Annotated in this window: 27 protein-coding genes; 13 read left to right on the top strand and 14 right to left on the bottom strand. The window is 67.3% G+C overall.

All coding sequences use genetic code 11. From position 1 onward, the window contains the following. Window positions 1-116 precede the first annotated feature (116 nt). Together C1H66_RS12000 and C1H66_RS11995 are read left to right on the top strand one after the other, a co-directional pair. Window positions 117-875 (top strand): dienelactone hydrolase family protein, encoded by a 759-nt coding sequence (locus tag C1H66_RS12000; protein WP_102628120.1) that lies wholly within the window; start codon window positions 117-119, stop codon window positions 873-875. A gap of 94 nt (window positions 876-969) precedes the next feature. Next, window positions 970-2,025, top strand: coding sequence for a C45 family autoproteolytic acyltransferase/hydrolase (locus C1H66_RS11995; RefSeq protein WP_102628119.1), 1,056 nt, complete (start codon window positions 970-972; stop codon window positions 2,023-2,025). Window position 2,026: 1 nt separating this feature from the next. Here the strand turns inward: C1H66_RS11995 and C1H66_RS11990 are convergent, their stop codons facing one another. Then, window positions 2,027-2,305 (bottom strand): hypothetical protein, encoded by a 279-nt coding sequence (locus C1H66_RS11990; protein ID WP_102628118.1) that lies wholly within the window; start codon window positions 2,303-2,305, stop codon window positions 2,027-2,029. Between the two features lie 210 nt (window positions 2,306-2,515). Between C1H66_RS11990 and C1H66_RS11985 the strand changes: the two genes are divergently transcribed. After that, a complete protein-coding gene (locus C1H66_RS11985) occupies window positions 2,516-2,887 on the top strand; it encodes a DUF6746 family protein (protein ID WP_102628117.1) in 372 nt (123 codons plus the stop codon). A 154-nt stretch (window positions 2,888-3,041) separates the two neighbouring features. Further along, window positions 3,042-3,719, top strand: a complete 678-nt coding sequence (locus tag C1H66_RS11980) for a GntR family transcriptional regulator (RefSeq protein WP_102628116.1) — start codon at window positions 3,042-3,044, stop codon at window positions 3,717-3,719. 53 nt (window positions 3,720-3,772) lie between these two features. Here the strand turns inward: C1H66_RS11980 and C1H66_RS11975 are convergent, their stop codons facing one another. From C1H66_RS11975 to C1H66_RS11945, 7 genes are all read right to left on the bottom strand, one after another. Beyond that, window positions 3,773-5,092 carry a TRAP transporter large permease gene (locus C1H66_RS11975; RefSeq protein ID WP_102628115.1) on the bottom strand — a complete coding sequence of 440 codons (1,320 nt, stop codon included), beginning with the start codon at window positions 5,090-5,092 and terminating at the stop codon, window positions 3,773-3,775. After that, on the bottom strand, window positions 5,092-5,595 hold the full coding sequence (locus C1H66_RS11970) for a TRAP transporter small permease subunit (RefSeq protein ID WP_102628114.1): 504 nt from the start codon (window positions 5,593-5,595) through the stop codon (window positions 5,092-5,094). The genes C1H66_RS11975 and C1H66_RS11970 overlap by 1 nt, the downstream gene beginning before the upstream one ends. A gap of 44 nt (window positions 5,596-5,639) precedes the next feature. Continuing rightward, entirely contained in the window at window positions 5,640-6,686 is a 1,047-nt protein-coding gene (gene dctP / locus C1H66_RS11965) for a TRAP transporter substrate-binding protein DctP (protein WP_240618293.1), read from the bottom strand. Between the two features lie 88 nt (window positions 6,687-6,774). Next, window positions 6,775-8,268 (bottom strand): aldehyde dehydrogenase, encoded by a 1,494-nt coding sequence (locus tag C1H66_RS11960; RefSeq protein WP_102628112.1) that lies wholly within the window; start codon window positions 8,266-8,268, stop codon window positions 6,775-6,777. Window positions 8,269-8,270: 2 nt separating this feature from the next. Then, complete coding sequence (locus tag C1H66_RS11955) at window positions 8,271-9,161, bottom strand: dihydrodipicolinate synthase family protein (protein WP_102628111.1); 891 nt, start codon at window positions 9,159-9,161, stop codon at window positions 8,271-8,273. Window positions 9,162-9,220: 59 nt separating this feature from the next. After that, window positions 9,221-10,663 carry a Na+/H+ antiporter NhaC gene (gene nhaC, locus C1H66_RS11950; protein WP_102628110.1) on the bottom strand — a complete coding sequence of 481 codons (1,443 nt, stop codon included), beginning with the start codon at window positions 10,661-10,663 and terminating at the stop codon, window positions 9,221-9,223. 67 nt (window positions 10,664-10,730) lie between these two features. Next, window positions 10,731-12,023: an NAD(P)/FAD-dependent oxidoreductase gene (locus C1H66_RS11945; protein WP_205738658.1), complete on the bottom strand. Its 1,293-nt coding sequence runs from the start codon at window positions 12,021-12,023 to the stop codon at window positions 10,731-10,733. Window positions 12,024-12,138: 115 nt separating this feature from the next. On the opposite strand from C1H66_RS11945, the gene C1H66_RS11940 reads away from it, so the two are divergent. Continuing rightward, window positions 12,139-13,074, top strand: coding sequence for a 4-hydroxyproline epimerase (locus C1H66_RS11940; protein ID WP_102628109.1), 936 nt, complete (start codon window positions 12,139-12,141; stop codon window positions 13,072-13,074). 546 nt (window positions 13,075-13,620) lie between these two features. Further along, window positions 13,621-15,168 (top strand): alkaline phosphatase D family protein, encoded by a 1,548-nt coding sequence (locus C1H66_RS11935; protein ID WP_102628108.1) that lies wholly within the window; start codon window positions 13,621-13,623, stop codon window positions 15,166-15,168. Between the two features lie 54 nt (window positions 15,169-15,222). Here the strand turns inward: C1H66_RS11935 and C1H66_RS11930 are convergent, their stop codons facing one another. After that, window positions 15,223-15,813 (bottom strand): DUF4202 domain-containing protein, encoded by a 591-nt coding sequence (locus tag C1H66_RS11930; protein ID WP_102628107.1) that lies wholly within the window; start codon window positions 15,811-15,813, stop codon window positions 15,223-15,225. Window positions 15,814-15,888: 75 nt separating this feature from the next. After that, window positions 15,889-16,710: a CmcJ/NvfI family oxidoreductase gene (locus C1H66_RS11925; RefSeq protein WP_102628106.1), complete on the bottom strand. Its 822-nt coding sequence runs from the start codon at window positions 16,708-16,710 to the stop codon at window positions 15,889-15,891. A 432-nt stretch (window positions 16,711-17,142) separates the two neighbouring features. Between C1H66_RS11925 and C1H66_RS11920 the strand changes: the two genes are divergently transcribed. Then, the gene (locus C1H66_RS11920) at window positions 17,143-18,144 is read left to right on the top strand and encodes an aldo/keto reductase (RefSeq protein WP_102628105.1); all 1,002 of its coding nucleotides are present in this window, start codon (window positions 17,143-17,145) and stop codon (window positions 18,142-18,144) included. A 101-nt stretch (window positions 18,145-18,245) separates the two neighbouring features. On the opposite strand, the gene C1H66_RS11915 is transcribed toward C1H66_RS11920, so the two are convergent. The 4 genes from C1H66_RS11915 to C1H66_RS11900 all read right to left on the bottom strand — a co-directional run bounded on the left by C1H66_RS11915 (window position 18,246) and on the right by C1H66_RS11900 (window position 21,263). Further along, window positions 18,246-18,479, bottom strand: coding sequence for a hypothetical protein (locus C1H66_RS11915; RefSeq protein ID WP_102628104.1), 234 nt, complete (start codon window positions 18,477-18,479; stop codon window positions 18,246-18,248). A gap of 197 nt (window positions 18,480-18,676) precedes the next feature. Beyond that, a complete protein-coding gene (locus C1H66_RS11910) occupies window positions 18,677-19,270 on the bottom strand; it encodes a malonic semialdehyde reductase (RefSeq protein WP_102628103.1) in 594 nt (197 codons plus the stop codon). 80 nt (window positions 19,271-19,350) lie between these two features. Beyond that, window positions 19,351-20,031 carry a phosphate signaling complex PhoU family protein gene (locus C1H66_RS11905; protein WP_102628102.1) on the bottom strand — a complete coding sequence of 227 codons (681 nt, stop codon included), beginning with the start codon at window positions 20,029-20,031 and terminating at the stop codon, window positions 19,351-19,353. A gap of 26 nt (window positions 20,032-20,057) precedes the next feature. Beyond that, window positions 20,058-21,263, bottom strand: a complete 1,206-nt coding sequence (locus C1H66_RS11900; protein WP_102628199.1) for a sodium:phosphate symporter — start codon at window positions 21,261-21,263, stop codon at window positions 20,058-20,060. A 202-nt stretch (window positions 21,264-21,465) separates the two neighbouring features. Between C1H66_RS11900 and C1H66_RS11895 the strand changes: the two genes are divergently transcribed. The 6 genes from C1H66_RS11895 to C1H66_RS11875 all read left to right on the top strand — a co-directional run. After that, complete coding sequence (locus C1H66_RS11895; protein WP_102628101.1) at window positions 21,466-22,131, top strand: hypothetical protein; 666 nt, start codon at window positions 21,466-21,468, stop codon at window positions 22,129-22,131. Window positions 22,132-22,278: 147 nt separating this feature from the next. Beyond that, the gene (locus tag C1H66_RS22895) at window positions 22,279-22,434 is read left to right on the top strand and encodes a hypothetical protein (protein ID WP_170064143.1); all 156 of its coding nucleotides are present in this window, start codon (window positions 22,279-22,281) and stop codon (window positions 22,432-22,434) included. Then, window positions 22,434-23,171 carry a metal ABC transporter ATP-binding protein gene (locus C1H66_RS11890; protein ID WP_102628100.1) on the top strand — a complete coding sequence of 246 codons (738 nt, stop codon included), beginning with the start codon at window positions 22,434-22,436 and terminating at the stop codon, window positions 23,169-23,171. Before C1H66_RS22895 ends, C1H66_RS11890 begins: the two co-directional genes overlap by 1 nt. After that, window positions 23,165-24,055, top strand: a complete 891-nt coding sequence (locus C1H66_RS11885) for a metal ABC transporter permease (RefSeq protein WP_102628099.1) — start codon at window positions 23,165-23,167, stop codon at window positions 24,053-24,055. Before C1H66_RS11890 ends, C1H66_RS11885 begins: the two co-directional genes overlap by 7 nt. Window positions 24,056-24,100: 45 nt before the next feature. After that, window positions 24,101-25,240 carry a metal ABC transporter solute-binding protein, Zn/Mn family gene (locus tag C1H66_RS11880; RefSeq protein WP_102628098.1) on the top strand — a complete coding sequence of 380 codons (1,140 nt, stop codon included), beginning with the start codon at window positions 24,101-24,103 and terminating at the stop codon, window positions 25,238-25,240. A 90-nt stretch (window positions 25,241-25,330) separates the two neighbouring features. Beyond that, on the top strand, window positions 25,331-25,549 hold a 219-nt coding region (locus C1H66_RS11875), incomplete at its 3' end, for an ATP-binding cassette domain-containing protein (RefSeq protein ID WP_146010722.1).

Raw genomic sequence — 25,549 nt, 5'->3', positions numbered from 1 at the left:
TCATACCCTTTTCCTACCGTGGCGAGCGCCTCAACCTTACAACGCTCATGGATCGCCGGCCGCGGCGGGTGCCTATACTGACAGGTCGGATCCTCACGCCCCCGACTGGAGTTCCCATGCGCCCCCCCATCGCTTTCGCCGTGCTGCTGGCCGCCCTCGGCCTGGCCGCCCATGCCCACGCCTTCACGCCCGCCGGCGACGACATCGTCTACGAGGTCGGCGACGAGGCCTTCGAAGGCTATCTCGCCAGCGCCGAGGGCGAGGCGCGGGGCACCGTACTGATCATTCACGACTGGGACGGCCTGGGTGACTATGAGCGCCAGCGCGCCGACATGCTCGCCGCCGAGGGCTATGACGCCTTCGCCGTCGACCTCTTCGGGCAGGGCAACCGCCCGGCGACCACCGAGGGCCGCCAGGCCGCCACCCGCGCGCTCTACGAGGACCGCGACCGCATGCGCTCGCTGACCCTGGCCGGCCTGGCCGAGGCCCGCAACCAGGGTGCCGCCGAGCCCACGGTGGTGATGGGCTACTGCTTCGGCGGTGCCGTGGTCCTGGAGATCGCCCGTTCCGGCGGGGCCGAGGGCGTGGCCGGCTACACCAGCTTCCATGGGGGGCTGGGCACCCCGGAGGGCCAGGCATGGCCGGAGGAGGTCCCACCGCTGCTGATCGCCCACGGCGGCGCCGACAGCGCCGTGCCCATGGGCGATGTCGTCACCCTGGCCGAGGAGCTCGAGGCCGCCGGCGCCACCTACGAGATCCAGGTCTACTCGGGGGCCCCCCACGGCTTCACGGAGTTCGACAGCGACCGCTACCAGGAACGCGCCGACGAGAAATCCTGGGCCGCCTTCCTCGCCGGCCTCGACGAATGGCTCTGACCGGAGGGTCCCGTGCCGGCCCGGCGCCGGCATGGTCCCGGACCCGCCGCATGCTAAAGTGACGGCATCGGGCACATCGACTCGCGAGGTCGTCATGCAACTCACCACGCTTTCCGGCAACCGCCACGAGATCGGCGAGGCCCATGGCCTGGCCCATGCACGGCTCATCCACCGCAGTATCGAAGTCTACGACCGCCTGTTTCTCGACTTCGTCGGCATCCGCTGGAAGGCGGCCCGGGAGGAGGCCGACCGCTTCTCCGCCATGATCGAGAGCGGCTTTCCCGAGATCCTCGACGAGATGGCGGGCATCGCCCGCGGCGCCGGGGTCGACCTCGCCGACATCCTGACCCTCAACTGCCGCAGCGAGATCTCGCTGACCCGGGCCAGCGGTGGCTGCTCGGCCTTCGCCCTGCAGCGCGCCGGCCAGCAGTGGCTGGCCCAGAACTGGGACTGGCGCACCGACCAGCTGCACAACGTCGTGGCGCTGAAGATCACCGGCGAGCAGGCCGCCCCGCTGCTCAGCATCGGCGAGGCCGGCATGGTGGCCAAGATCGGCATGAACGCCCACGGCATCGGCGTCTGCCTCAATGCCATCCGCTCCCGGACCTGTGGCGAGGGCCTGCCGATCCATGTCGCCCTGCGCAAGATCCTGGAGAGCCCCGACCTGAAGAGCGCCGTGGCCGTGGCCACCCGCGACCGGGTCTGTTCCCCCGCCCACTTCCTGATCGCCAGCGCCGACGGCCAGGCGGCCGGCCTCGAGGTCCACCCCGGCGAACCCGGCCGACTGGTCCCCGAACAAGGCGTGGTCACCCACACCAACCACCTCTACGCCCGCAGTGCCACCTGCCAGGTCGAGGACTTCCCGCGGCCCGACTCCCGGCCGCGCCTGGCGAGGCTCGACCAGCTGCTTCGCGACCAGTTGCCCGGCCAGCTCGAGGTCGACGAGGCCGCCCTGTTCGAGATCCTTAGCGACCACCACGGCGCCCCGCTGTCGATCTGCCGGCACTTCAACCCCGACCAGCCGCCGGAGGAGCGCATGGAGACGCTGTTCGCCGTGGTCATGAACCTCGGCGAGCGGCGCCTCACCCTGCGCCACGGCAAGCCCTGCGAGACCACCGACATCCTGAGCACCACCCTCGACCCCGCCTAGCTCAGCGGCGACCCGCGTGCCGCCAGCGCCAGGCACCCAGCGCCGGTGCCTCGTCCAGCTCGCCCTTGAGGTACTGCTCGGTGGTCAGCAGGAACAGGCGGCGGAAGAGGTCATGGATCGCCTCCTCGCGCCGGAGCTGCAGCAGCTCGAGTTCTTCCGCCGAGAGGTGGGGGTCGCGACGGGGGTACTCCCAGGCCACCCGCACGGAGCCCGAGCTGGCATCGCAGATCTGCAGGGTCGGGTTGGAGCCCTTGAGTCCGGTATTGATGCGGTACGGCATGCTGTCCTCCTTGATCACTCCGGCAAATGACAACAATTATCATTTGCAACTGGCAATCTAGGCGCCATGCCGCGCCTTGTCAAACCCTGCGCCGGGTCAACGAAACCGTTCGCGGTAACGCCTTCGCAGACGCGGCGCTTGCGGCGGGCGGGGGGAAGGGATAGCCTCACGAATGCTAATCACTATCATTTGCATGAGAGACCCCACCCCATGAAGCAACCGATCACCGCCCTGCTGCTCGCCGGCCTGCTGGCCACCACCGCCGTCCAGGCCGAGGAGCGTACCGACCACTTCGAGGGCGAAACCTCCGCGACGCTCGAACAGGCCGTCAGCAACTTCTCCGCGACCAACCGGCAACTGGCCGAACTGCTCGCCCAGCCGGAGCTCGAGCCGAGCGACCTCGGCACCATCCACGAGCTCACCTATACCCTCGAGAACGCCCTCGAGAAGATCAACGAGGAGGTGGCCGACATGGCCATCGCCCTGGAAGAGGTCCACCAGGGCTCGGAGACCGGCGACGTCGAGCTCGTACGCGCCAACGGCGAGACCTACCTCGGCGCCGCCCAGACCCTGGTGCCGTGACCCGCCCCGCCGCGGTGCCACCGGCACCGCGGCGATCTCCCGGCCCGCCAGGCCCCCCGACCGGCGCCCGCGCCATGGGCTGCCGGGTGCAGACAGCCAAGCCAACTTTTCGTATACTTTATGCAATCATGACGAAAAATTGGAACCGACAAGCATGTACAAGACTCGTGCGCAATTCGTGACCAACGACCTGCGACGGCGAATCCTCAGCGGCGAATTCCAGGGCGGTGCCCAGTTACGCCAGGATGGCCTGGCCAGCGACTACGACGTCAGCCGTATCCCGGTACGCGAGGCCCTGCTGAACCTGGAAGCCGAGGGGCTGGTCGAGTTCATTCCCCATCGGGGGGCCTTCGCCACCGAGCTGTCGGTGGACACCATACGCGAGCTGTTCGACCTGCGCGTGCTGCTGGAGAGCTACCTGCTGGAGCGCGCCATCCCCAACATGACCGAGGACAGCCTCACCACTGCCGCACATGTCCTCGCCGAGTACGATGCGGCCCTGGACAGCGGCAGCCAGATCGATAACTGGAGCGAGTACAACTTCGCTTTCCACAAGGCGCTGTATGCCCCCGCCTCGTTGCCCGAGACGATGAGCATGGTGACCCACCTCAACACCAAGTCGGACCGCTACATCCGCATGCAGCTGCTGTATACCAAGGGCATCGAGAAAGCCGAACGCGAGCACCACGCGCTGCTGGACCTGTGCCGCGAGCGCAAGGCCAAGGAAGCCTGCGAGCTGCTGCGTCAACATATCCTCGGCGCCTGCGAAGGCATCGCGACGCTGCTGGAGCAACAGCAGTTGGAGAGCGCGGCCGGTGCCGATCAGCGCTGATAGGGCACGACGCCCGACGACAGCGAACGTCGTACGTCATGGCCTCAGCGAGGTCAGAACCCGACGACCCTGTCGGGCAACCACGTGGCAATGGCCGGGAAGGACGCGACGATCGCCAGTGTCAGCAACTGCGCCATGATGAAGGGGACGACCCCGCGGCACATCTGCCCATAGGTGATATCGGCAGGCGCTATCGACTTCAAGTAGAAGATGGAGGACGCCATGGGCGGTGTCAGGTAGCTCGTCTGTATCGTCACCAGCACCATCACGGCAAACCATATCGGATCGATGCCGAGGCTGCGGACAATCGGAGTGAAGATCGGTACGCAGATCAGTACGATCGAGGTCCAGTCCAGCACGAAGCCAAGCACGAATGTCACCGCGAGAAAGAACAGGATCACGCTCAACTGCCCACCGCCGAAGCTCCCGGCGATCTCCGCCACCATCCTGTCGCCGCCATTGACGGCGAAGATGCCGGTGAACATGGTGCCGCCGGCGACGATCAGCAGGATCATCGCGGTGATTCTCACCGTCATGGCGAGGGAGTCGTTCAGCGACCTGGCACTCAACCCGCCATTGATCAGGGACAGGATCAAGGCCCCCGCCACGCCAACGGCCGCCGCCTCCGTCGGAGAGGCGATGCCACCGAGCAACGACCCCAGCACGGCAATCATCAGCACGATCGGCGGCACCAGGGCCTTGAACGTGATGCCGAGCTTCTCCCCGAGCGGACGCTCGACGTCCTGCGCAGCGACCGCAGGCCCGTCCTGGGGCCGGAGCAGGCACCGTCCAAGCACATAGAGGGCGAACAGGGACAGCATGATCAAGCCAGGGAAGATGATGGCGGCGAACAATGCACCGATGGAGAGCTGAGCCAGAGCCGCGTATACCACGACGATGACCGTCGGTGGAATGATCGTCCCCAGCGACCCGCCCGCGCATATGGTCCCCGAGATCAAGGCATTGTTGTATCGATATGCCTGCATCGCCGGGATCGCCATCAACCCGATCATGATCTCCACCGCACCGACCACGCCCGATGCCGCGGCAAACACAGCCGCCATCGCGATGGTCGTCAATGAAAGGCCGCCGGGCAACTTGCCCATCCACATCTGGATGGCATCGAACAGGTTCTTGGCGATCCCCGACTTCTCGAGTATCGCCCCCATCAGCACGAACAGCGGAATGGAGGAAAGCACATAGTTGGATGCCGCACTATAAATACTGCCATACAGTTGCTGAAACACCATCGGACCAAAAGCAAACCAGCCTGCCATCACGGATATGACAGCCAATGAAAAAGCAATGGGAATACCCAGGAATATCATCAGGAATAGCCCGGGAAACATCAAGGCGGCGATTATTATATCCATCAGCGCTGCTCTCCCGAGGCATTTTCTCCCTGCAGGAAGCGAATACCCTGCACCACGACCTGCAAGGTGAAGATCGTCAGCCCGACGGCGATCACCGAGTAGAAAGGCCACATCTTCGGCGCCCAGATGCTGACGGTTTCCACCTCACCGGACGTCAGCGCCCTGGCGGCGCGGCGCCAGCCATACCAGGTCATGCAGGCCATGATAGGGGCGACCATGCCCAGGTAGACGGCGGCGTTGATCGCGCGTGACATCCTCACGGGCAGCCTCTGGCTGAGAAAGTCGACACGAACATGGCCATCTATCCTGGCCGTCCACGCCACGCCGAGGATGAATGCCGCCCCAGTGGCCATATATGACAAATCGAAGGCCCAGATGGTCGAGGCATTGAAGACGTATCTCGCGACCACCTCGTAGAGCATGGCGACCACGAGGACAAGCAACAGCCCCCGACTCACCAGGGACAGCAACACGGAAACCCGGTCGATCAGTTTTATTATCATGTTTCCTCCTTCGGGGAGGCCCACGGGCCTCCCCACGGAACGAGTCATTCTGTAATCAAGTAACCGCTTTCCGAGATCCAGAGATCGCGATAGGTGAAATAGTCGTCGAGAATTTCCCCCATCAATGGCCTACCGTCGCCCTCCTCGGCTTGCGCTTTCGCCGTGATCCAGTCGCGGCCGCTGCTGCCGAGTTCGTCGACGAACGCCTCATCCAGGGCAATGACCTCATTGCGTCCCGAGCGATAGGTCACCATGGCCTCCCGATCATGACGGTAGAAATAGCTGAGCCCTTCGTAAGTCGTCAGCTTGGCCGCCGCCTCGAGCAGCGGCTTGAGCTCATCGGGCAGCTTCTCCCATGTGTCCTGCGTCACCACCACTTCCCACAGGAAGGTCGGCTGGTGGACACCTGGCACGACGATATAGCGGGCGGCCTCATGGAAGCCCTCCGGCAGGTTGCCGGAGGGCGTCGCCCATTCGACGGCATCGACGCCTTTGCGCTGGAGCAGGGTATAGGTGTCGCCGGGCGGGACGACGGTAGGCACGGCGTTGTAGTAATCCTTCATGACCTCGGCCCAGGGCCCCGAGGTACGATATTTCAGTCCATCGAGGTCTTCCGGACCGGTGATCGCGACGTTGGAGTGCGCGAAGATCTCCGTCGACCCGATACCGACCACCAGCGAATGGAGCCCTTCGCCTTCGCGAATCTCCTTGAGCCGTTGCTGGCCACCGCCTTCGTATATCCAGTTGATGTAAGCATCCGGGCCCATGCCACCCGGGAATCCGGCGAATATCGCATTGATCGGGTCCTGGTTGACCAGGTAACTAGGGGTCGAATGCCCCGCCTCTACCGTTCCTTCCTTGACCGCATCGTAGACTTGCAGGGCCGGCACGATGACGCCCGCGCCGAAGGGCCGGATATCGACCCTGCCCTCGGTGAGGGTGGCGACATTGTCGGCAAATCGCTCCAGGAAGTTCTCATAGAACGGGGAGCCCGCCGGAACCGATGTCGGCACCCGCCATGTCACCTCCGCCGCGACGGCATGGGTGCTGACGACGGCGGCCGCCGCCAGGGCTGCTACTGCTGTTTTCATTGTTCTCATTGTCTGATTACCTCGTCGTGCTTCTTGATTCAGCCAAGGCTGCCCAGCCGTCACGGCCGGGCCCCGAGGCGCGGATGGGTCAGTTCACGTACCACACCGTCTTGGTCTGCACGTACTGCTCGAAGGCTTCCAGCCCGTTGTCGCGCCCACCGAAACCGGAGAGCTTGTAGCCGCCGAACGGGGTGGTAATGTCACCCTCGGAGAAACCGTTCACCGAGACGGTGCCGGCGCGGATGCCGAATGCCAGGCGCTGGGCGCGCTTGATGTCGGCGGTATAGAGCGAGGCCGCCAGCCCGTAGGCGGTGTCGTTGGCGAGGCTCAGGGCTTCCTCCTCGCTGTCGAAGGCGGTCACCGCCAGCAGCGGACCGAACACCTCCTCCCGGAACAAGCGCATGGCGGGGGTCACGTCGGCGTAGATGGTCGGCTCCACGAACCAGCCACTGCCCTGGGCAAGGGTCCGGCCGCCATGCACCAAGCGGGCACCCTCTTCCCTGGCGGATTCGAGGAAGCCACGCACCTTGTCGAAGTGCACCTGCTCGATCATCGGGCCGATACGCGTGTCGGGGTCGGTGGGATCACCGACCTTCCAGGCCGCGAGCCCAGCGACCAGCTTCTCGATCAGGGCACCCTGGATACTGCGCTCGACGATCAGCCGCGAACCGCAGCTGCAGTTCTCGCCCATGTTCCAGAAGGCGGCGCCGAGCACGTCATCGACGATGGCATCCAGATCCGGCACGTCGGCGAACACGATCTGGGGGCTCTTGCCACCGCACTCGAGGACGATCTCCTTGAGATTGCTGCGCGCGGAATACTCGAGGAACTTGCGCCCGACCTCCGTGGAGCCGGTGAAGGACACCACATCCACGTCGGGATGCAGGCCCAGCGGCTGGCCGGCATCCTCGCCGTGGCCGGTCACCAGCAGCAGTGCCGATGCCGGCACGCCGGCCTGGTGGGCCAGTTGCACCATGCGGTAGGCGCTCAACGAGGTCTGCTCCGCCGGCTTGACGATCACCGAGTTGCCGCTGGCCAACGCCGGGCCGACCTTCCAGGCGAACATCTGGGCCGGGAAATTCCAGGGCAGCACGGCGCCCACCACGCCGACGGGTTCCTTGACGATCAAACCCAACGCATCACCGCCGGTGGGGGCAACCTTGCCGTAGAGTTTGTCGACGGCCTCGGCATACCAGACCAGGGTATTGAGGGTTTCGGGAATATCGGTCTCACGACATTCGGTGATCGGTTTGCCACCATCGATGCAGTCCAGCGCCGCCAGCTCCTCGGCATGCTGTTCGAGCAAGGCCACCCAACGCAGCATGACCCGCTTGCGCTCCGCGGGCGCCAGCCGCGACCACTCGCCGGCGACGAAGCCGGCTCGGGCGGTGCGCACGGCGGTGTCGACGATCTCGGCACCGCCATGGGCCACCTGGCCTATTTCCGAGCCATCATGCGGCGCCAGGGTAGCGAAGCTCGGCGGCGCTTCCGGTTGCAGGCCGGGCACCAGGTGACCGGCCCATAGCCGGCCTTCACGGGCACGTGCGAAGACCTGCTCCACCGTCAGAGGTTGATTGCTCATGGTCACGCTCCCTTCTGCTTGGTCTCGAAAGCGTCCAAGGCATCGAGGAATGCCTGGGCAGCGACTGGCGAGAGTGGGCGAAGCGGCGGGCGCACCTCACCGGCGTCGACGCCGTGGCGGCGGCAACCCAGCTTGGCCTTCTGGTTGTAGTCGGCCGCCTCCATGTTCTGGATCGCCGGCAACATGTCGCGCATCAGGTCGCGCACCCGATGCCAGTCTCCGTGCTTGGCGGCCTCGAGCATGGTGACCTGCTCGGCGGGGAAGACGTTGGCGCCGCCGCTGATCCAGGAGCGCGCGCCCCAGAACAGGTAGTCGGCGGCCTGATCGTCGGAGCCGCAGACGACCTGGAACGCCGGGCCGGCCATTTGCATCAGCGCCAGGGCACGGGTGAAGTCCCCGCTGCTCTCCTTGATGCCGATGATTCCTGGCATCCGCGCCAGGCTGGCGACGGTCTCCCGTTCGAGATTCACCCCGGTTCGGGCGGGGAAGTTGTAGAGGACGATCGGCAGGTCCGTGGCCGCCGCCACGTCGCGGTAGTGCGCGATGACTTCTTTCTGGTTGGGCAGGCTATACGCCGGTGGAGCCAACATCAGGGCCTGATAGCCCAGTGCCGCGGCCTGCTCCGCACGCTCGATCGCCGCGGCGGTGGAGAGCGAGTTGATCCCGGCGATCGCCAGTGCCTGATCGCCCAGCGACTCACGCACGGTGCGCAGGACCGCCTCGCGCTCCTGCTCATCGAGGGCGTAGTACTCGCCGGTAGTGCCACAGGCGACGATGCCGCGCACACCAGCGTCCATGAATCGGGCGACCAAGGCCCGTAGTCCCTCCAGGTCAACTCGCCCCTGGGCATCGAAGGGAGTGACGATCGGTACCAATACACCATCGAGTTGCATAAATGTCGCTTCCTGTCTTAGTGAATCGTCTTGGTGAGCCGTCCTGGCAAATGAGTCGCTCAGGAGTTGGCCGTCGAGATTGCGGCGCGGGAAGGCGCGTCTTGTGTGTCGTCACTGCTCGCCGTGCGCCAGATGGCGATATTGGCGAAGCCGTAGAACAGCGAGATCAGGATCACCAGCATGTGGTACCAGAGGAACGGTAGGTAACCGAGGGTGGAGACTCCGAGGGTGGTGGCCATGAATACCCCGCCATCGGTCCAGGGCACCATCGGCGTGGTGATGGTGCCGCCAGCCTCGGCGTTGCGTGACAGCACGCGACGATCGATGCCCTGCTGGTCGTAGTTCTTCTCGGTGATGGTGCTGGCCGTGATCAGTGAGACATAGGCCGCGCCACCGAAGAAGTTGCCGAAGAAGCCGCCCAGCATGGTGGAAACCGTCAGCCGGCCGGGATTGTTGGCCCAGCGCAGGAAGCCGTTGCAGATCGCCTGCAACACGCCGACTCGCTCCATCAGGCCACCGAGGCCCAAGGCAAACAGGATCAGTGCGATCACGCCCAGCATCGATTCGATGCCGCCGCGGTTGAGCAGGGTATTGAGGAAGTCGACATCCGACTGCATCGCATTGCCGAAATAGGCGGTACGCACCGCGTCCAGCAGTTCGACGCCCTGAGCCAGCCAGGCGCAGACCGCCCCCATCACCGCTCCCAGGGTGATCACCGGGATGGCGGGATAGCGGCGTATCAGCAGGGCGATGACCGCCGCCGCCGGCAGCAGCAGCCAGCCATTGATGGTGAAGTGGGCATTCAGCGCCTGCATGGCCTGCTCGGCGCGCTGAATATCGGCGCCCTCCTTGACATAGAAGAAGCCGACCACCAGGAACAGCAAGGCGGCGATCAGGGCTGCCGGCCCGCTGACCAGCGCCATGGAGCGAATATGGTCGACCAGGCTGACCTTGCACAGCGATGCCGTCATCACCGTGGTGTCCGACAGCGGGGACATCTTGTCGCCAACATAAGCACCGGAGATCACCGCACCGGCCACCAGAGGCAGCGGGATGCCGAAGCTGTAGCCGATCCCCATCATCGCGACCCCGGCGGTACCGGCGGTCCCGAAGGAAGTGCCGGTGGACAGGGAGGTGATGGCGCAGATCAGGAAGGCCGCGCAGAGGAAGATCTGCGGGTTCATTACCGAGAGGCCGTAGTAGATGATGCTCGGCACGATACCGCCGGCAATCCAGGTGCCGATCAGGGCACCCACAGTGATCAGGACCAGCACCGCTTCCATGCCGTTATGGATGCCGTCGATCAGCCCCTTCTGCATGCTGTCGTAGGAGAGCCCCAGCCTCAGCCCCAACGCCATCACCAGGAACCAGGAGGTGAACAGGGCCAGTTGGATGGGGAGATCGAAGACATTGATGTACAGGAACATGATGGCGATGAAGCCGACCATCAGCGCCAGCACTTCCTGCATGGTGGGTAGTCGGGTCGCTTGCCTTTCCTTCATGGTTCTCTCCGATTGTTGTTGTACCGCCTATGAATGAATTGGCTGCCGGAAGACCTTTCCGGCCATGTCAGGCAAAGCGTCCCAGCCGGTAAGGCACCAGGGACGGCAATGCCGAATCGATCGTGTCGTCGTGGAAATGGCGCACCAGGCGCGCGGTGATGGCCGCCTGGGTCAGGCCAAGGTGGTGATGACCGAACGCCAGCCATACCCGACCTTGGGGGCCGATCCGGTCGATGACCGGCAACGAGTCGGGCAGCGAGGGCCGAAAGCCCATCCAGGAAGTGGCGTCTTCGGTATTCAAGGGACGCCGGAACAGCCCCTGCGCCAGCCGCTCGAGTTGCCACGCGCGCTGCATGTTCGGTGGTCGTTGCAGGCCGGCGAATTCCACCGTACCGGCCAGCCGCAGCCCCTCGGCCATCGGCGTCATGATGAAGCGGCGCTCCAGGGAGGTGATGGCTACCGGCAGGCGCTCGACTTCCCGCGGCAACATCAGGTGGTAGCCACGCTCGGTATCCAGCGGCACAGGCTTGCGGCACGCCCCTTCGACGAGCGGGGCGGAGTGGGCACCGGCAGCCACCAGCACTCGTGGCACCGTCAACGCTCCCTCGGACGTTTCAAGCCGCACGCCCTCCTCGCTGGCCCGCACCGACGCCACCTTGCAGGTCGAGAAGCGCACCCCCTGCCGCTCGGCCGCCTCGCAAAGCGCCAACACCACCTGGTGGGGATCGCTGACATGGCCGGTGGCAGGGAAGAACAGCCCGCCTTGCACCTTTTCCGTCAGGGCCGGCACCTGGCTCAATACCGCCTGACGCGATAGCCGCTCGACCGGCACCCCCTGGGCTTGCATGCGTCGGGCCACGGCTTCCAGCGCCTCAGTCGTCACCGAGCGTTCATGGATCAGCAGCGACCCCTCGTCCTTGAGCAGCTCGCGCCTGCCGATGCTGTCGAGCAACGCCTGCCAGGCCGGCAGGCTGGCTTCGTTCAGCGCACGGAGTCCCGCCGTGCTGGCCTGGTAGGGAGCCTGGCGCATGTTCCACAGCAGCTTCACGAACCACGGCATGGCCCTGGGCAGGTAGCGCCAGTCCAGGCGCAACGGCCCCAGGGGGTCGAGCAACATGCCGGGAATACGCTTCAGCAGGCCGGCATCGGCGATCGGGAAGACCTGCTCGGTGGCCATATGACCGGCATTGCCGTAGGAAGCCCCCAGCCCCGGCGCCTGGCGATCCAGCACCAGCACCTTCATCCCGGCGCGTGCCAGTTCCAGCGCACAGGCTGCGCCGACGATGCCCGCACCGATCACGGCGATATCCGCTGCCGGCCGGTCGGTGGTGGTTGTCGGGGTGGTGGCTGAGGCCATCATCGGGGTCTCTCCATCTGGCGTTCCGTTGATTGTATAAAATATAAAATCTATATTGGCAAGTATCGAGAACCGGCTCCCCGACGGAATCACCACACCTCAAGAGGACGGCAGGCACATGAAACGAATCCAGGTCATCGACTCCCATACCGGTGGTGAACCCACCCGCCTGGTGCTGGATGGCTTCCCCGACGTGGGCCACGGCACCATGGCCGAGCGCCTGGCCACCCTGCGCGACCACCACGACCACTGGCGCCGCGCCTGCATGCTGGAACCGCGCGGACACGACGTGCTGGTCGGCGCCCTGCTCTGCCCCGCGGAGAGCGAAGACGCCACCTGCGGCGTGATCTTCTTCAACAACACCGGCTACCTGGGCATGTGCGGCCATGGCACCATCGGCGTGGTGGCATCATTGGCCCATCTCGGCGAGATCCAGCCCGGCCGGCACCGGATCGATACCCCGGTCGGCACGGTGGAGGCCACGCTGCACGAGGATGGCGAGGTGACGGTGCGCAACGTACCGGCCTACCGCCACCGCCAAGGCGTGACCCTGGACATACCGGGCCAGGGTCGCGTGACAGGCGATATCGCCTGGGGCGGGAACTGGTTTTTCCTGATCGCAGAGCATGGCCAGCGCATCGCGCTGGACAACGTGGAGGGCCTGACCGACTACGCCTGGGCGGTACGCCAGGCGTTGGAGGGGGAGGGAATCACGGGAGAGGAGGGTGGCGTCATCGACCATATCGAATTGTTCGCCGATGACCCGCGGGCGGACAGCCGCAACTTCGTGCTGTGCCCGGGCAAGGCCTACGACCGCTCCCCTTGCGGCACCGGCACCAGTGCCAAGCTGGCCTGCCTGGCGGCAGACGGCAAACTGAGCCCCGGCACGGTCTGGCGCCAGGCCAGCATCACCGGCAGCGAGTTCCAGGGGTACTACGAGTTAGAGGGCGACAGGATCCGGCCCTACCTTCGTGGCCGCGCCCATATCAGTGCCGAGGCCACGCTGGTCATCGACGCGGACGACCCGTTCGCCTGGGGGATCACCGGCGACTAGCCGCCTGCCATCACAAGGCACCGGCCCGGGAGGGGCCCTGCTCCACCGGCCTGGTGGCCTACCACTTATGTCGCATTGTCGCCGGCGGCCTGAACCAACATCCTACCCGCCAGCTTGAGCACATAAAAAAGGCCCCCCGAAGGGGACCAGGTGGAGCACGCCAGCTCACACGTTGCCTCGCCGCCGCCACAGCGGCGAGCCTACCAAAGACAATGCGAATCCCGCGCCAGGCCGCACAAACAACACCAATAACAATGGCTTGCCAATAACTACAATACCTGGCGGCCTGGATTTCGCAACGCCACTCCCTTATGTTGCACCACAGCAGCGCCTTCCGGTCGCGGCGTGCGCCATCCCTGCGCCGCCAGGCAACGCCACCTTCCGGCCTCGCCTCGGTCTGCCCGGCCACGACTCCGCTTGCCCGGCCCGGCTTTCGCCCATTGCCCACCTGCGCGACCTCGATCCGAGGTGTCATGTCGCTGCCAAGCCACTGTCATGGCGCCCTGCCAGGATGCCTGGGTCTTCCCCCATCCTCAGGAGCTAGCCATGCACTTGACGCGACGGAACCTGTTGGGCCTGGGCCTGAAGGGCGGTGCCGCCCTGGGCGCCACCCTGGCCGCCCCCTCCATCATCCTGGCCGAGAGCCGCCGCCCCCTGATCACCAGCGGCGTGATGAGCGGCGACATGCTCGCCGACCGCGCCATGCTCTGGTCGCAGGTCGACCGGCCGGCCCGCATGTTGCTCGAGATCGCCGACAACCCCGAGTTCCGGGGGGCTCGCCAGTTGCTTGGCCCCGAGGCCCTGCCGGTCACCGGCCTGACCGCCAAGCTCGACGCCACCGGGCTCTCCGGCATGGACACCGCCCACTATCGTGTCCGCTTCGAGGCGCTGGACGACCGCCGCGCCGTCAGCGAGCCGGTCACCGGCCAGCTGCGCCTGCCCCCGGCGACCCGCCGCGACGTGCGATTCGTCTGGTCCGGCGACACCGCCGGCCAGGGCTGGGGGATCGACGAATCCCGCGGCGGCATGACCACCTACGACACCATGCTGCGCCAGCGGCCGGACTTCTTCATCCACTCCGGCGACACCGTCTACGCCGACGGCCCCCTGGAGGAGCGCGTGGCGCTGCCCGACGGCGAGCTGTGGCGCAATCGGGTGACACCCGCCAAGGCCAAGGTGGCCGAGACCCTGGACGAGTTCCGCGGCCAGCACGCCTACAACCTGCTCGACGCCAACGTGCGCCGCTTCAATGCCGCCGTGCCCATGCTCGCCCAGTGGGACGACCACGAGGCCGTCAACAACTGGTACCCCGGCGAGCTCCTCGACGACGACCGCTACACCGAGAAGAACGTCTCGCTGCTCGCCGCCCGCGCCCGGCGCGCCTTCCTCGAATACATGCCGCTGCGCCAGCGCCCCGAGGCCCCCGGGCGGATCCATCGCCGCTTCGCCTACGGCCCCGGCCTGGAGATCTTCATGCTCGACATGCGCTCCTACCGCGCGGCCAACAGCCGCAACCAGCAGGCCGGCGGTGATGCGGCCACCTTCCTCGGGCAGGAACAGCTGCGCTGGCTGCTCGACGGCCTGCGCCGCTCCCCGGCGACCTGGAAGATCATCGCCTCGGACATGCCCATTGGCCTGGTCGTGCGCGACGGCGACGACTTCGAGGCCATCGCCAACGACCACCACGGCGACCCCCTGGGTCGGGAGCTGGAGATCGCCGAGCTGCTCAGGGCGATCCGCGACGACGCCATCCACAACGTGGTGTGGCTCACCGCCGACGTGCACTACACCGCCGCCCATCACTACTCGCCGGAGCGCGCCAGCTTCCAGGAGTTCGCCCCCTTCTGGGAGTTCGTCAGCGGCCCCCTGCACGCCGGCACCTTCGGCCCGGGCGAGCTCGACGACACCTTCGGCCCCCGGGTGGTCTTCCAGAAGGCACCGCCCGAGGGTCGCGCCAACCTGTCACCCGCCGAGGGCTACCAGTTCTTCGGCCAGGTCGACCTGGACGGCGAGAGCGAGACCCTCACCGTCACCCTGATGGACTCGGCCGGCGAGGCCCTGCATCGGCAGGTACTCGAGCCGCAGCGGGCTTGAGGCACAGGGCTTGAGGGCAGCGCAGTGCCTGGGCCGGCTACCCAGGCCGCGCGGTCACCCGGCCAGGGCTTCTTCCACCAGCGCCCGCGCCTCGGGCGCCATGGGCAGCCCCAGCGCCAGCTCGTGGGCCCGCGGCGACATCTTCTTCCAGGTCATCTGCACGATGCGGATCAGGTGGTCATGCTCCACCTGCTTCGAGAAGTCGGCGAAGTAGTTCTCCAGGAACACCAGGCAGGCGCAGTCCTCCACCGCCTGGGTGCCCTCGTCACGCCCCAGCCCCTGCTTGCGGATCAGCTGCGCCACCCGCTCGGCCTGCTCGGCCGCATAGCCGGCCTGCTGCATCAGCCGCGCCGTGGTCTCGCCGGCGCGCTTGCCCTGGTCGCGCCGCCAGGTGAGATAGCCCACCCGCCCCTCGGGGTAGTCGCCACGCGGCACCTGCCAGCGCTGCAGGTGCTGCGCCCGCACCGCCAGCTGCACCAGCTCGTCCGGAGCCTCCATCAGCCGCTCTAGCCAGGCGCTCATCCGCCGACCATGCCACAGCTCCAGCGGCAGCGACTCGCCCTCGACCTCGACGCGGCGCGGGTCCTCCGCGTGCAGGGCATCGAGGGCGGCGAGGGTCTTGTCGAAGGGGGTATCGGGGGTCATGGAACGGTTCCTTGCGATAGATGGGGCCTGCCCAGAGGGTAACAGCAACGGGGCTCCGCCGCCGGGGGCAGGAACCTAGCCGAAGAAGGCCAGGGTGCGGACCTCGATACTCTCGCGCGGCGGGGCGCCCGGAGGCGTAGTAGGGTCCTGGAAGGCGGTATGGGGGGTGAAGCGGGCACGGCCGTCGCGACGCGAGTCATACCCCTTGATCAGCAAGGCCTCGTCACGGCGCATGTCGGGAAAATAGTACCAGCGCTGGTGCGGATGGTAGGCCAGGTGGTAGATCTCGCCGAGGCGATCCGGGTAGACCAGATCGGTGGCCATCAGATCGCCGGGGGCGAGCGTCGAGGCGTCCAGCACGGCCAGCGGCGAACGCTTGACGGGCCCGCGGATCGGGCGCCACAGGTTGATCTGGGCCGCCGGCACCGCTGCCAGCGCGGCGGCCTCGTCCCTGCCCAGCACGTCGCGGATCCGCTCGGGGCCCGAGTGCTCGGTGTAGTCGTTGTGCACACGGCTGGCCGGGCCGCGGATATCGCGCTGCTCGGCGTCGCTGCGCCGGGTGTGATCGAAGATGACGACCCGGCTCGCGCCGGTCAGCTCCTTGATCAAGGCCTCGACCTCGGCATAGTAGGCGGTTTCGACCGACGCATCATCGTAGAGGTCGTCGACCGCCGTCTCCCGCCGGTGCAGCTCGAACCCCTGCCTATCCAGGGACAAGCCGTCCGCCAACGGACGGCCGTTGTGTAGCGTGACCTCGCGCGCCTCCTGCTCGGCAAAGTAGTGCGGCTCACTGTCACCGGTCAGCGCCTCGGTATGCACGTAGGGTTTCGCATCACCCTTGACCAGATAGGTGAGCGTCGCGGTGACGCTGGCGGGCATGTCGGTCGTACGCTGCATGGAATGCCTCCCGGTTGACCGCATCCGGTGGGGTATCACCGTGGCGGCGCGGTAGCTTGCCTGTCGGCTCCTTCCCTATCAGGTATATGGCTTCCAGCGGGCGCTTTCAAATGCGCCCGGAGGCGCATGGCCCCACCGGGGCGAGCGACGACGGCGCAGTGACATGCGGCTTGTTGTTATTCCCGAGGGTTGCGGGGGGTGCGGAGATCAGTTCATTCCCGTAGGCGTGGAGAACGCTGCTGAGCTGCCTAGGCCCTGGGGATCCCTCAGAGCCTGCCCCCAGGGCCTCCCGGCGCTGGCGGCCCGGCCGGAATCGCCCGGTCGGTAGGAGTCTCTGCCTTGCGATCCCCTACCCCGCCTCGGCATGATGAAGCGCTACCGCCACCGGCCCTGCCGGTGCGCCTTTTCCCTGCCCCCTGACCAGGAGTCTCCATGTCGACCGTCTTCGCTCGCTTGAAGGAAGTGGCCTCGCCCAGCATCGGCCTCGGCTGCATGAACCTCTCCCATGCCTACGGCAGCCCGGTGCCCGAGCCCGAGGCGCTACGTGCCCTGGATCAGGCGTTCGACATGGGCTATCGCCACTTCGATACCGCGACCCTGTACGGCAAGACGGCCAACGAGCGGCTGGTGGGCAAGGCCCTCGCGGGCAGGCGGGATCAGGTGCTGCTGGCCAGCAAGTGCGGCATGGCCTTCGATCCCGAGCTCGGCCGGAAGGCGATCGACGGGCGCCCCGAGACGCTGCGCCGGCAGTGCGAGGCGAGCCTCGCGCGCCTGGGCACCGACCACCTGGACCTCTACTACCTGCACCGCCTGGATCGCCGGGTGCCCATCGAGGAGAGCGTCGGGGCGCTGGGGCGCCTGGTGGAGGAGGGCAAGATCCGCGCGGTCGGGCTCTCCGAGGTCTCCGCGGCCACCCTGCGCCGCGCCCGGGTCGAGCGCCCCATCGCCGCGGTGCAGTCCGAGTACTCGCTGTGGACCCGCAACCCCGAGATCGCGCTGATCGAGGCGTGCCGGGAGGCGGACACGGCGCTGGTGGCCTTCAGCCCCCTGGGGCGCGGCTTCCTGACGGGCACCATCACCGAGGTGGAGAGCCTGGAAGCGAAGGACATTCGCCGGAACATGCCGCGCTTCAGCGCCGAGAACCTGCCCCGCAACCTGCGCCAACTGGAGGCGGTGCGGGCGGTGGCCGCGGAGCTGGAGGCGACCCCCGCGCAGCTGGCGCTGGCCTGGCTCAGGGCGCAGGGGGACGACGTCATCCCGATCCCCGGCTCCCGCTCCGTGGCGCATATGCGCGAGAACCTGGCCGCCGAGGAGCTGAGCCTGGAGGCCGCCACCGTCACCCGCTTGAACGCCATGATGACGCCGGAGCAGGTGGCGGGCGAGCGCTACAGCGAGGCCCTGCAGGGGGAAATCGATACCGAGGAGTTTGCCTAGGCATTGGCCTGGCCCGAAACCAGCGCCCCCGCCGACGGGCGGGGGCGTGCTGGTCGTCACGAAAGCGGCAGCGCCGCGTCGGGCGGGAATCTGGCCCCGCTTCAGTTGTGGTCGACCAGCCCGGTCTCACCGGCCATTTCGGCACAGTGGGCGCAGCAAAAGATCGTGTCGTCGTGCTGCACCCCGTGCCCGACCACCCGGCAGCCGCACTGCACACAGGTCGGCGCCAGCTTGTGGATGGCGCATTCGAAGGAGTCGAAATCGAAGCTCTCACCGTCCTTGCTGACCGTGAAAGTGTTGTCGTAGTGATTACCGCAAGTGGCACAGGTACCCATCACACACCTCCTGTCTTCGGCAAGTGAACCTGCACTCGAGCCCCGCCACCGCGACTTCCCACGCCGCGGCCTCCCCTGGCTCACCCTCAAGCCTAGTGGACAACAGGCGCGGTCGCGATCTCCCCTCGGCGGCGCGCGTGTCGGCACGCCCACGGGCCCCGTTCATCGAGTGCGCCGGGGCCCCAGGGGCCGATCGCTCACAGCACTTCCGCCACCTCATCGAAGGCCAGCCGCGGCGCCCGGGGGCGGGTCGCCTGGGGGTCGGCGACGCCCAGGTTGACCAGGAAGTTGCTCCGGTAGCGGCCGTCGGGGAAGAACTCCTCGTCGACCATGGCGTTGTCGAAGCCGCTCATGGGGCCGGCGTCCAGGCCCAGGGAGCGGGCGGCCAGAATCAGGTAGCCGCCCTGCAGGGTGGCATTGCGCAGGGCGGTTTCACGGGCCTTGTCGGGGTTGGCGGCGAAGCGCTCGCAGGCATTGGGCGAGTGGGGGTACTGGGTCGGCAGGTGCTCGTAGAAGCGGGTGTCGGTGGCCACGATCACGGTGGCGGCGGCCCGGACGCTCTTGTCGCGGTTGCCATCGGAAAGCGCCGGGACCAGCCGCGACTTGGCCTCGAGACTGGTGACGAAGACATAGCGCGCCGGCTGGCAGTTCATCGAGGTGGGGCCCCACTTCAGCAGGTCGTAGAGCCGCCGCCAGGTGGCCGGGTCGACGGGCTCGTCGAGAAAGTCGTGGGCGGTGTGCGCCTCTCGAAAGAGGGTATCGAGGGCAAGGTCGTCGAGAGACGGGCGCATGGGGTCCTCCTCGTGGCTGCGCCCCTCGACTCTACGACATCCGCCGGTGAGCGGTCACTTCCGCGCCCGGCGGTGTCGGCTCACTCCTCGTCGTCGCCCTCGAGGGGGAAGTCGAGGTCCTCCAGCCGCCCCGTCACGGCGGTGGCGATGTTGGCCAGGTGGGAGGCCACGCGCTTGTAGTGCCGCGCCAGCAGCGAGTAGGCCACGGCCTCGTGGAACTCGATCTGGCTCTCCTCGCGCAGCAGCGCCTCGATGAGCCGGTCGCAGTGGCTGCGGATCTCCCCCGTCGTCGCCAGTACCTGCTGGGCCTGGCCCTCGTCGCCGTCGCGGGTGGCCTCGATCAGCAGGTCGAACGTGCCGCTCAGCTGCTCGGCCATGCGGTCGAGCGGCTCCTGGTAGCCGGGCACATGGAAGCCCTCGGTGTAGAAGGCGCCCACCTCGAACACGTTCTTGCAGTAGTCGCCGATGCGCTCGGCGTCCTTGCCCACGCTCATCAGCGCCAGGCAGATGGCGACATCGTGCCCCGGATTGACGGTGAGGTGGCGCAGCACCTTGCGGCGGATCGAACGCTCGAGCTCGTTGATGGCGCGGTCGCGGTCGTAGAGCGGCTGGCGCACCTGCTCGGCCGACACGCTGCTGTTGAGCACCTCGTCGGCACGGGCGAACATCCAGGCGCCGTGTTCCAGCATCAGGGTCAGGTCCTCGAACGCCTTGTCGAGGGTGTTCTCGGAGGTCAGGGCGCTGTAGAGCTGTCGAAACATGAGGGGAACCTCCCGGTTGGCCGCGCTCAGCGCAGGCTAATGAACAGTTCGGTGGCGGCGATGCCGACGAGCGGTATCACCAGGAAGACGCCGAGCAGGAAGAGGAACGCGTAGCGCGTCTGCTTGCCGGCCAGGCGGCCATACCAGGTCGCCACCCTGAGGGGAATGCGCCGCAGCGGGTACCAGATGGCGGTGCCGGTCAGGTTGAAGATGACGTGGAACAACGCCACCGTCATCGCCGCGGCGACGGGGTTGGCGGTGGCGGCCAGCACGCTGGTGATGGTGGTGCCCAGGTTGGCCCCCATCATGAAGGGTAGCACCCGACGAATGCGCACCACCCCGGCCCCGGCCAGCGGCACCATCAAGCTGCTGGTGATGGTGCTCGACTGCACCAGCACGGTGGAGACCAGCCCCACGCCGTAGGCCCGCAGGTCGGTGCGGAAGAAGTAGGTGCGGAACAGGCCGTCCATGTGGCGCAGCAGCGCGCCGCGCAGGTTCTGCACCATGAACACCAGCGCCACGAACATCAGCAGCAGGCCGATACCGGCCACGAGCAGCCCCTGGGCGGCGGCGCCGGGCATCAGCGCCCCGCCCAGCCAGTCGGCGGCGTCGACCACCGGGGCGGTGATGACCTTGATCGGGCTGTTCGGCTGCGCCACCTCCTCCAGCCCGATCAGGTCGGCCAGCCAGCCAGCCAGGCGGGTGAAGATCCCGTGGCCGCTGGCGTGGAACAGGCCGCTGAGCCACTCCAGCGGGAACACCAGCGCCACGGTCAGGATATTGAAGAAGTCGTGCAGCAGCGCCGCGGTGAAGGAGCGGCGGAAGTTGCGCCGGATGCGCATGTTGGCCAGGGCCACGATCACTCCGGTGACCGCCGTGCCGATGTTGGCCCCCATGATGGCGAACACCGCGGTGCCGAGCGTCATCTCGCCGCTGGCCACCAGGGTCACGATCAGCGCCGAGGTGAACGACGAGCTCTGCACCACCATGGTCACCAGCACGCCGGCGAGCAGGGCGACGAAGGGGTTCTCGCCGTAGGCGAAGAGCTGGGTCAGCACGTCGCTGGCCTTGCCGAAGCCCCCCAGCCCGGCACCGAGCACGTTGAGGGCGGCCAGGAAGAGATAGAGACAGAACCCGGCATAGAGGCCGCGCAGCCAGGCGGGCGTTTCGCGTTGGGGCTGGCGGGCCAGGGCTCGGCTGTCGGCAGAAGTGGACAGATCGGTTCTCGACATGATGGGCCTGCTGAGTGGCGGCACGGGCATTGTGACGGTTGCATGACAACTTCGTGTCAGTGCGCGCACCGTAACGCCCCTTCATGACAATTTGGTTACAGCCTGGCGACTCCGTCCGTCTCGCGGCTCGATCGACCACGCCGCCCGGACGGCCCGCCGGTGCTACGCTTGGAAAGCCCACCCCAGCCCTGCGGAGACCACCATGCCATCGACTCGCCTGCTTGCCTGCCTGCTGGCCCTGCTGCTGACCGGGCTTGCCGCCCCTACCCTGGCCCAGACACCCGGGCAGGAGTTGCAGGCCTACGAGGACGCCCTGGCCCGGGGCGAGCGCCACGCCAACCTCTGGCAGGCGGGCTGGACCGGGGTCTATGCCACCAGCCTGGCGGTGAATGCCTGGCAGGCCAGCGAGGCGAGCGACCGCGACGACCGCTACGACGCCCGGGTGGGGGTGGTGAAGTCCGCCCTGGCGCTGGGCGGCATGTTCCTGGATCGTCAGCCGCACCCCCGGGCCCATCGCGAGCTGCGCGACGGCGGGGGCGATATCGAGAGCGCCCGACGGCTGCTCCAGGCCGTGGCCGAGGAGGAGCGCCAGCGGCGCAGCCTGGAGGCCCGCCTCGGGTCGCTGGCGGTGAACGCCGCGGCGGGGCTGCTGATCGCCGTGGGCGATGGCCGCGAGCGCGACGGGGCGATCAACTTCGCCACCGGCATGCTGGTCAGCGAGCTGCAACTGCAGACCCAGCCGCGCCAGGCCACGGCGGCGGTGAACCGCTTCCAGCCGGCGCGGGTATCGATCGGCGATATCCACCTCGAGGGCGAATACGCCTTCCTGGTGGGGCCCAATCAGTTGGGGGTGGCGCTGCGCTACTGACCGGCCCGGTGCCATTTTGCGCGAAATGCGGGATACTGCCGTTCCGGGCGGCCGTCTCGCCCGGGAAAATGATGCCCGCGTGGCTGTGCTCTCGCCGCGCATTTGTTATGTTATATCTTAATCCTGATACCAGATAGGAGCCGTGTCATGGCACACCGCTCACACACCCACCGGCATCGCCCGGAGGGACCTTGTCATTTCTCCCTGATGTCGCTGTCCGCCACGCGCCGGCTGCTGCTGGCAACGATGCCGCTCGCCCTGCTGTGGCTGACGGTATCCTGGGCGGCGGGCTGGTGGTCCTGATGTCCCGGACAGCGTCGACCCGACTGCGCCTGCACGACCTGCAGCTGGCCCAGGGCAACCGCACCGTGCTCGAGCATGTGGAGGGCAGCTTCCGCGACGGCGCCGTCACCGCATTGATCGGTGCCAACGGCACCGGCAAGAGCACCCTGATCCAGGGCATCATGGGCATGCTCAAGCCGATCACCGGCCGTGTCGAGTGCTCGGTGCCCAAGGAGCGGCGTGCCTGGCTGCCCCAGCAGTTGGCCCTGGACCTCAGCTTCCCGATGAGCGTGGAGGAGCTGGTGATGACCGGCAGCTGGCCCAGCCACGGGGCGCTGACCGGCTACTGCGCCTCGCACTATCGCCGCGGCCGCGAGATCATGGCGCGGCTGGGCATCTCCCACCTGGCCCATCGGCCGCTGGGCGAGCTCTCCGGTGGCCAGCGCCAGCGCGCGCTGATCGGCCGCACCCTGATGCAGGAAGCGGAGCTGCTGCTGCTCGACGAGCCCTTCGCCAACGTCGATGCCGAAACCGTCGACGTGCTGATGACCGTGCTGCGCGACATGGCCCAGGCCGGCGCCACCATCATCGTGGTGCTGCACGACATGGAGCAGCTCTCCCGGCTGGCCGACGAGGTCGTGGTGCTGGCCGGCGGCCACGTGCAGTGGTCATCCCCCGACGCCATCCTCAAGACCCAGGCACCGTTCCCGGCGGCCGCCTCGCTGTCGGTCGCGATTCCGGGGGTCGGCACATGCTAGCGCTGCTCCAGGAGTGGCTGATCGCCCCCTTCGACTACGGCTTCATGCGTCGCGCCCTGGTCGCCGGCCTGGCCCTCTCCCTGGCCGCCCCGCCCATGGGCGTGTTCCTGGTGCTGCGTGGCATGAGCCTGATCGGCGATGCCATGGCCCACGCCATCCTCCCCGGGGTGGCGCTGGGGTTCCTGGTCGCCGGCTTCTCGCTGCCGATCATGAGCCTCGGCGGCGTGCTCTCCGGGCTGCTGGTGGCGGTGCTGGCGGGCAGCGTGTCGCAGATGACCGGCCAGCGCGAGGACGCCGCCATGGCCAGCTTCTTCCTGATCTCGCTGGCCGCCGGGGTGATGCTGGTGTCGCTGGGCGGCAGCAGCGTCGACCTCACCCATGTGCTGTTCGGCTCGATCCTCGCCGTCAACAGCACCTCCCTGGTCCTGATCGCCGCCATCAGCAGCCTGATCGTGGTGATCCTCGCGGGCATCTTCCGCGCCCTGGTGGTGGAGTGTCTCGACCCGCTGTTCCTGCGCGGCCAGGGGATCCACGGCGGCCTGGTCCACGGCATCTTCCTCGGCCTGGTGGTGCTCAACCTCACCGCCGGCTTCCAGACCCTGGGCACGCTGATGGCGGTGGGCCTGATGATGCTGCCGGCCACCGCCGCACGGTTCTGGAGCAAGCGCCTGGAGGGACTGATCGGCGTCGCCATCGGCATCGCCATGGTCGCCAGCAGCGGCGGCCTGCTGCTCTCCTACCACCTCGGCATCCCCTCCGGCCCGGCGATCATCCTGCTGGCCGGCGTCGGCTACATGCTTTCCGCCCTGTTCGGGCGACATCACAGCCTGCTGGCGCGCCTGCGCCGGCAGGCCGCACCGCTGGGCGCCCCCGAACCCCACTGACCATCGTTACCGACCCCCACCGACATCATTCCAAGGAGCCCATTCATGCTGCGCAGTCTCAGACCCTCCACCCTGGTGATAGGCGCGTCCGCCATGCTGGCACTGCCGGCCGCCTTCGCGGCCGAACGCATCCAGGTGATCGCCAGCTTCAGCATCCTCGCCGACATGGTCGAGAATATCGGCGGTGAGCACGTCGACGTCATGTCGCTGGTCGGCCCCGACAGCGATACCCACGTCTACTCACCGAGCCCCGGCGACGCCAGGGCCCTGGCCGACGCCGACCTGGTGGTGTTCAACGGCCTGCGCTTCGAGGGGTGGATGGAGCGACTGATCGACTCCAGCGACTATGCCGGGCCGCGGGTGGTCGCCAGCGAGGGCGTCGACAAGCTGGACTATCACGGCCATGCCGCTGACCAGGCCCACGGCCATGACGACACCCCCGATGAGCACGGCCACGACGATCACGGCCATGGCCACGATGATGACGACCATGGCCACGATGATGACGATCACGGGCATGACGAGCATGGGGATGAGGGCCATGACGATCACGACCATGGCGACCAGGACCCCCACGCCTGGCAGGACCTGGCCATGGCCCAGGTCTACGTGGTCAATATCCGCGACGGCCTGATCGAGGCCGACCCGGCCAACGAGCCCACCTACAACGAGAACGCCGAGCGCTATATCAACGAGATCGAGGCCACCGAGGAGGAGATCCGCGAGCTGCTGACCGAGATTCCCGCCTCCACCAGCATGATCACCGGCCACGACTCCTTCGGCTACTTCTCCAATGCCTACGGCCTGCGCTTCCTCTCGCCGGTGGGGCTCTCCTCCGAGGCCGAGCCCAGCGCCGCCGACATGGCACGGCTGATCGACGTGATCCGCGAGCAGAACGTCCAGGCCCTGTTCCACGAGAACATGACCAGCCCGGCGATCATCAACCAGCTCGCCGAGGAGACCGGCCTGCCCGTCGCCGGCACCCTCTACGCCGACGCCCTGGCCGCCGAGGGCGAAGCGAGCACCTATCTGGGCATGATGCGCCACAACGCCAAGACCCTGCATGACGCCCTGGCCGAGCCGGGCCACGACGATCACGGCGATGACGACGACGACCATGGCCACAGCCACGGCCACGGCCACGGCCACGGCCACGGCCACGACGATCACGGCCATAGCCACTGACCCTCGTCCCCGACGACGGTTTTCGGCGCCACCTTCGGGTGGCGCCTTTTTTGTGGGACCATCGAAGCCTGAACACGACGGGAGCCCTTCATGCTCGAGTTCCACCGGGTCCGCAAGGCCTACGTCACGCCCCAGGGGCCGCTGACGGTGCTGGATGGCGTCGACCTGACGCTGGACGCCGGCGCGAGCCTGGCGCTGATGGGCGAGTCGGGCAGCGGCAAGTCGACCCTGCTGCACCTGGCCGCGGGGCTCGACCTGCCCGATGCCGGCGAGGTGCGGCTCGCCGGCCGCGCGCTCTCGACGCTTGCC

Origin of the sequence: Halomonas heilongjiangensis, assembly GCF_002879645.1 — a bacterium.
GTDB lineage: Bacteria > Pseudomonadota > Gammaproteobacteria > Pseudomonadales > Halomonadaceae > Halomonas > Halomonas heilongjiangensis.
The sequence above is the reverse complement of the archived record's forward strand: the minus strand, read 5'-3'. Positions and strand labels throughout refer to the sequence as shown.

Coding starts and splice junctions, on each gene's coding strand:
- C1H66_RS12000 (WP_102628120.1), top strand. CDS start 117: ATGCGCCCCCCCATCGCTTTCGCCGTGCTGCTGGCCGCCCTCGGCCTG.
- C1H66_RS11995 (WP_102628119.1), top strand. CDS start 970: ATGCAACTCACCACGCTTTCCGGCAACCGCCACGAGATCGGCGAGGCC.
- C1H66_RS11990 (WP_102628118.1), bottom strand. CDS start 2,305: ATGCCGTACCGCATCAATACCGGACTCAAGGGCTCCAACCCGACCCTG.
- C1H66_RS11985 (WP_102628117.1), top strand. CDS start 2,516: ATGAAGCAACCGATCACCGCCCTGCTGCTCGCCGGCCTGCTGGCCACC.
- C1H66_RS11980 (WP_102628116.1), top strand. CDS start 3,042: ATGTACAAGACTCGTGCGCAATTCGTGACCAACGACCTGCGACGGCGA.
- C1H66_RS11975 (WP_102628115.1), bottom strand. CDS start 5,092: ATGGATATAATAATCGCCGCCTTGATGTTTCCCGGGCTATTCCTGATG.
- C1H66_RS11970 (WP_102628114.1), bottom strand. CDS start 5,595: ATGATAATAAAACTGATCGACCGGGTTTCCGTGTTGCTGTCCCTGGTG.
- dctP (WP_240618293.1), bottom strand. CDS start 6,686: ATGAAAACAGCAGTAGCAGCCCTGGCGGCGGCCGCCGTCGTCAGCACC.
- C1H66_RS11960 (WP_102628112.1), bottom strand. CDS start 8,268: ATGAGCAATCAACCTCTGACGGTGGAGCAGGTCTTCGCACGTGCCCGT.
- C1H66_RS11955 (WP_102628111.1), bottom strand. CDS start 9,161: ATGCAACTCGATGGTGTATTGGTACCGATCGTCACTCCCTTCGATGCC.
- nhaC (WP_102628110.1), bottom strand. CDS start 10,663: ATGAAGGAAAGGCAAGCGACCCGACTACCCACCATGCAGGAAGTGCTG.
- C1H66_RS11945 (WP_205738658.1), bottom strand. CDS start 12,023: ATGATGGCCTCAGCCACCACCCCGACAACCACCACCGACCGGCCGGCA.
- C1H66_RS11940 (WP_102628109.1), top strand. CDS start 12,139: ATGAAACGAATCCAGGTCATCGACTCCCATACCGGTGGTGAACCCACC.
- C1H66_RS11935 (WP_102628108.1), top strand. CDS start 13,621: ATGCACTTGACGCGACGGAACCTGTTGGGCCTGGGCCTGAAGGGCGGT.
- C1H66_RS11930 (WP_102628107.1), bottom strand. CDS start 15,813: ATGACCCCCGATACCCCCTTCGACAAGACCCTCGCCGCCCTCGATGCC.
- C1H66_RS11925 (WP_102628106.1), bottom strand. CDS start 16,710: ATGCAGCGTACGACCGACATGCCCGCCAGCGTCACCGCGACGCTCACC.
- C1H66_RS11920 (WP_102628105.1), top strand. CDS start 17,143: ATGTCGACCGTCTTCGCTCGCTTGAAGGAAGTGGCCTCGCCCAGCATC.
- C1H66_RS11915 (WP_102628104.1), bottom strand. CDS start 18,479: ATGGGTACCTGTGCCACTTGCGGTAATCACTACGACAACACTTTCACG.
- C1H66_RS11910 (WP_102628103.1), bottom strand. CDS start 19,270: ATGCGCCCGTCTCTCGACGACCTTGCCCTCGATACCCTCTTTCGAGAG.
- C1H66_RS11905 (WP_102628102.1), bottom strand. CDS start 20,031: ATGTTTCGACAGCTCTACAGCGCCCTGACCTCCGAGAACACCCTCGAC.
- C1H66_RS11900 (WP_102628199.1), bottom strand. CDS start 21,263: ATGTCGAGAACCGATCTGTCCACTTCTGCCGACAGCCGAGCCCTGGCC.
- C1H66_RS11895 (WP_102628101.1), top strand. CDS start 21,466: ATGCCATCGACTCGCCTGCTTGCCTGCCTGCTGGCCCTGCTGCTGACC.
- C1H66_RS22895 (WP_170064143.1), top strand. CDS start 22,279: ATGGCACACCGCTCACACACCCACCGGCATCGCCCGGAGGGACCTTGT.
- C1H66_RS11890 (WP_102628100.1), top strand. CDS start 22,434: ATGTCCCGGACAGCGTCGACCCGACTGCGCCTGCACGACCTGCAGCTG.
- C1H66_RS11885 (WP_102628099.1), top strand. CDS start 23,165: ATGCTAGCGCTGCTCCAGGAGTGGCTGATCGCCCCCTTCGACTACGGC.
- C1H66_RS11880 (WP_102628098.1), top strand. CDS start 24,101: ATGCTGCGCAGTCTCAGACCCTCCACCCTGGTGATAGGCGCGTCCGCC.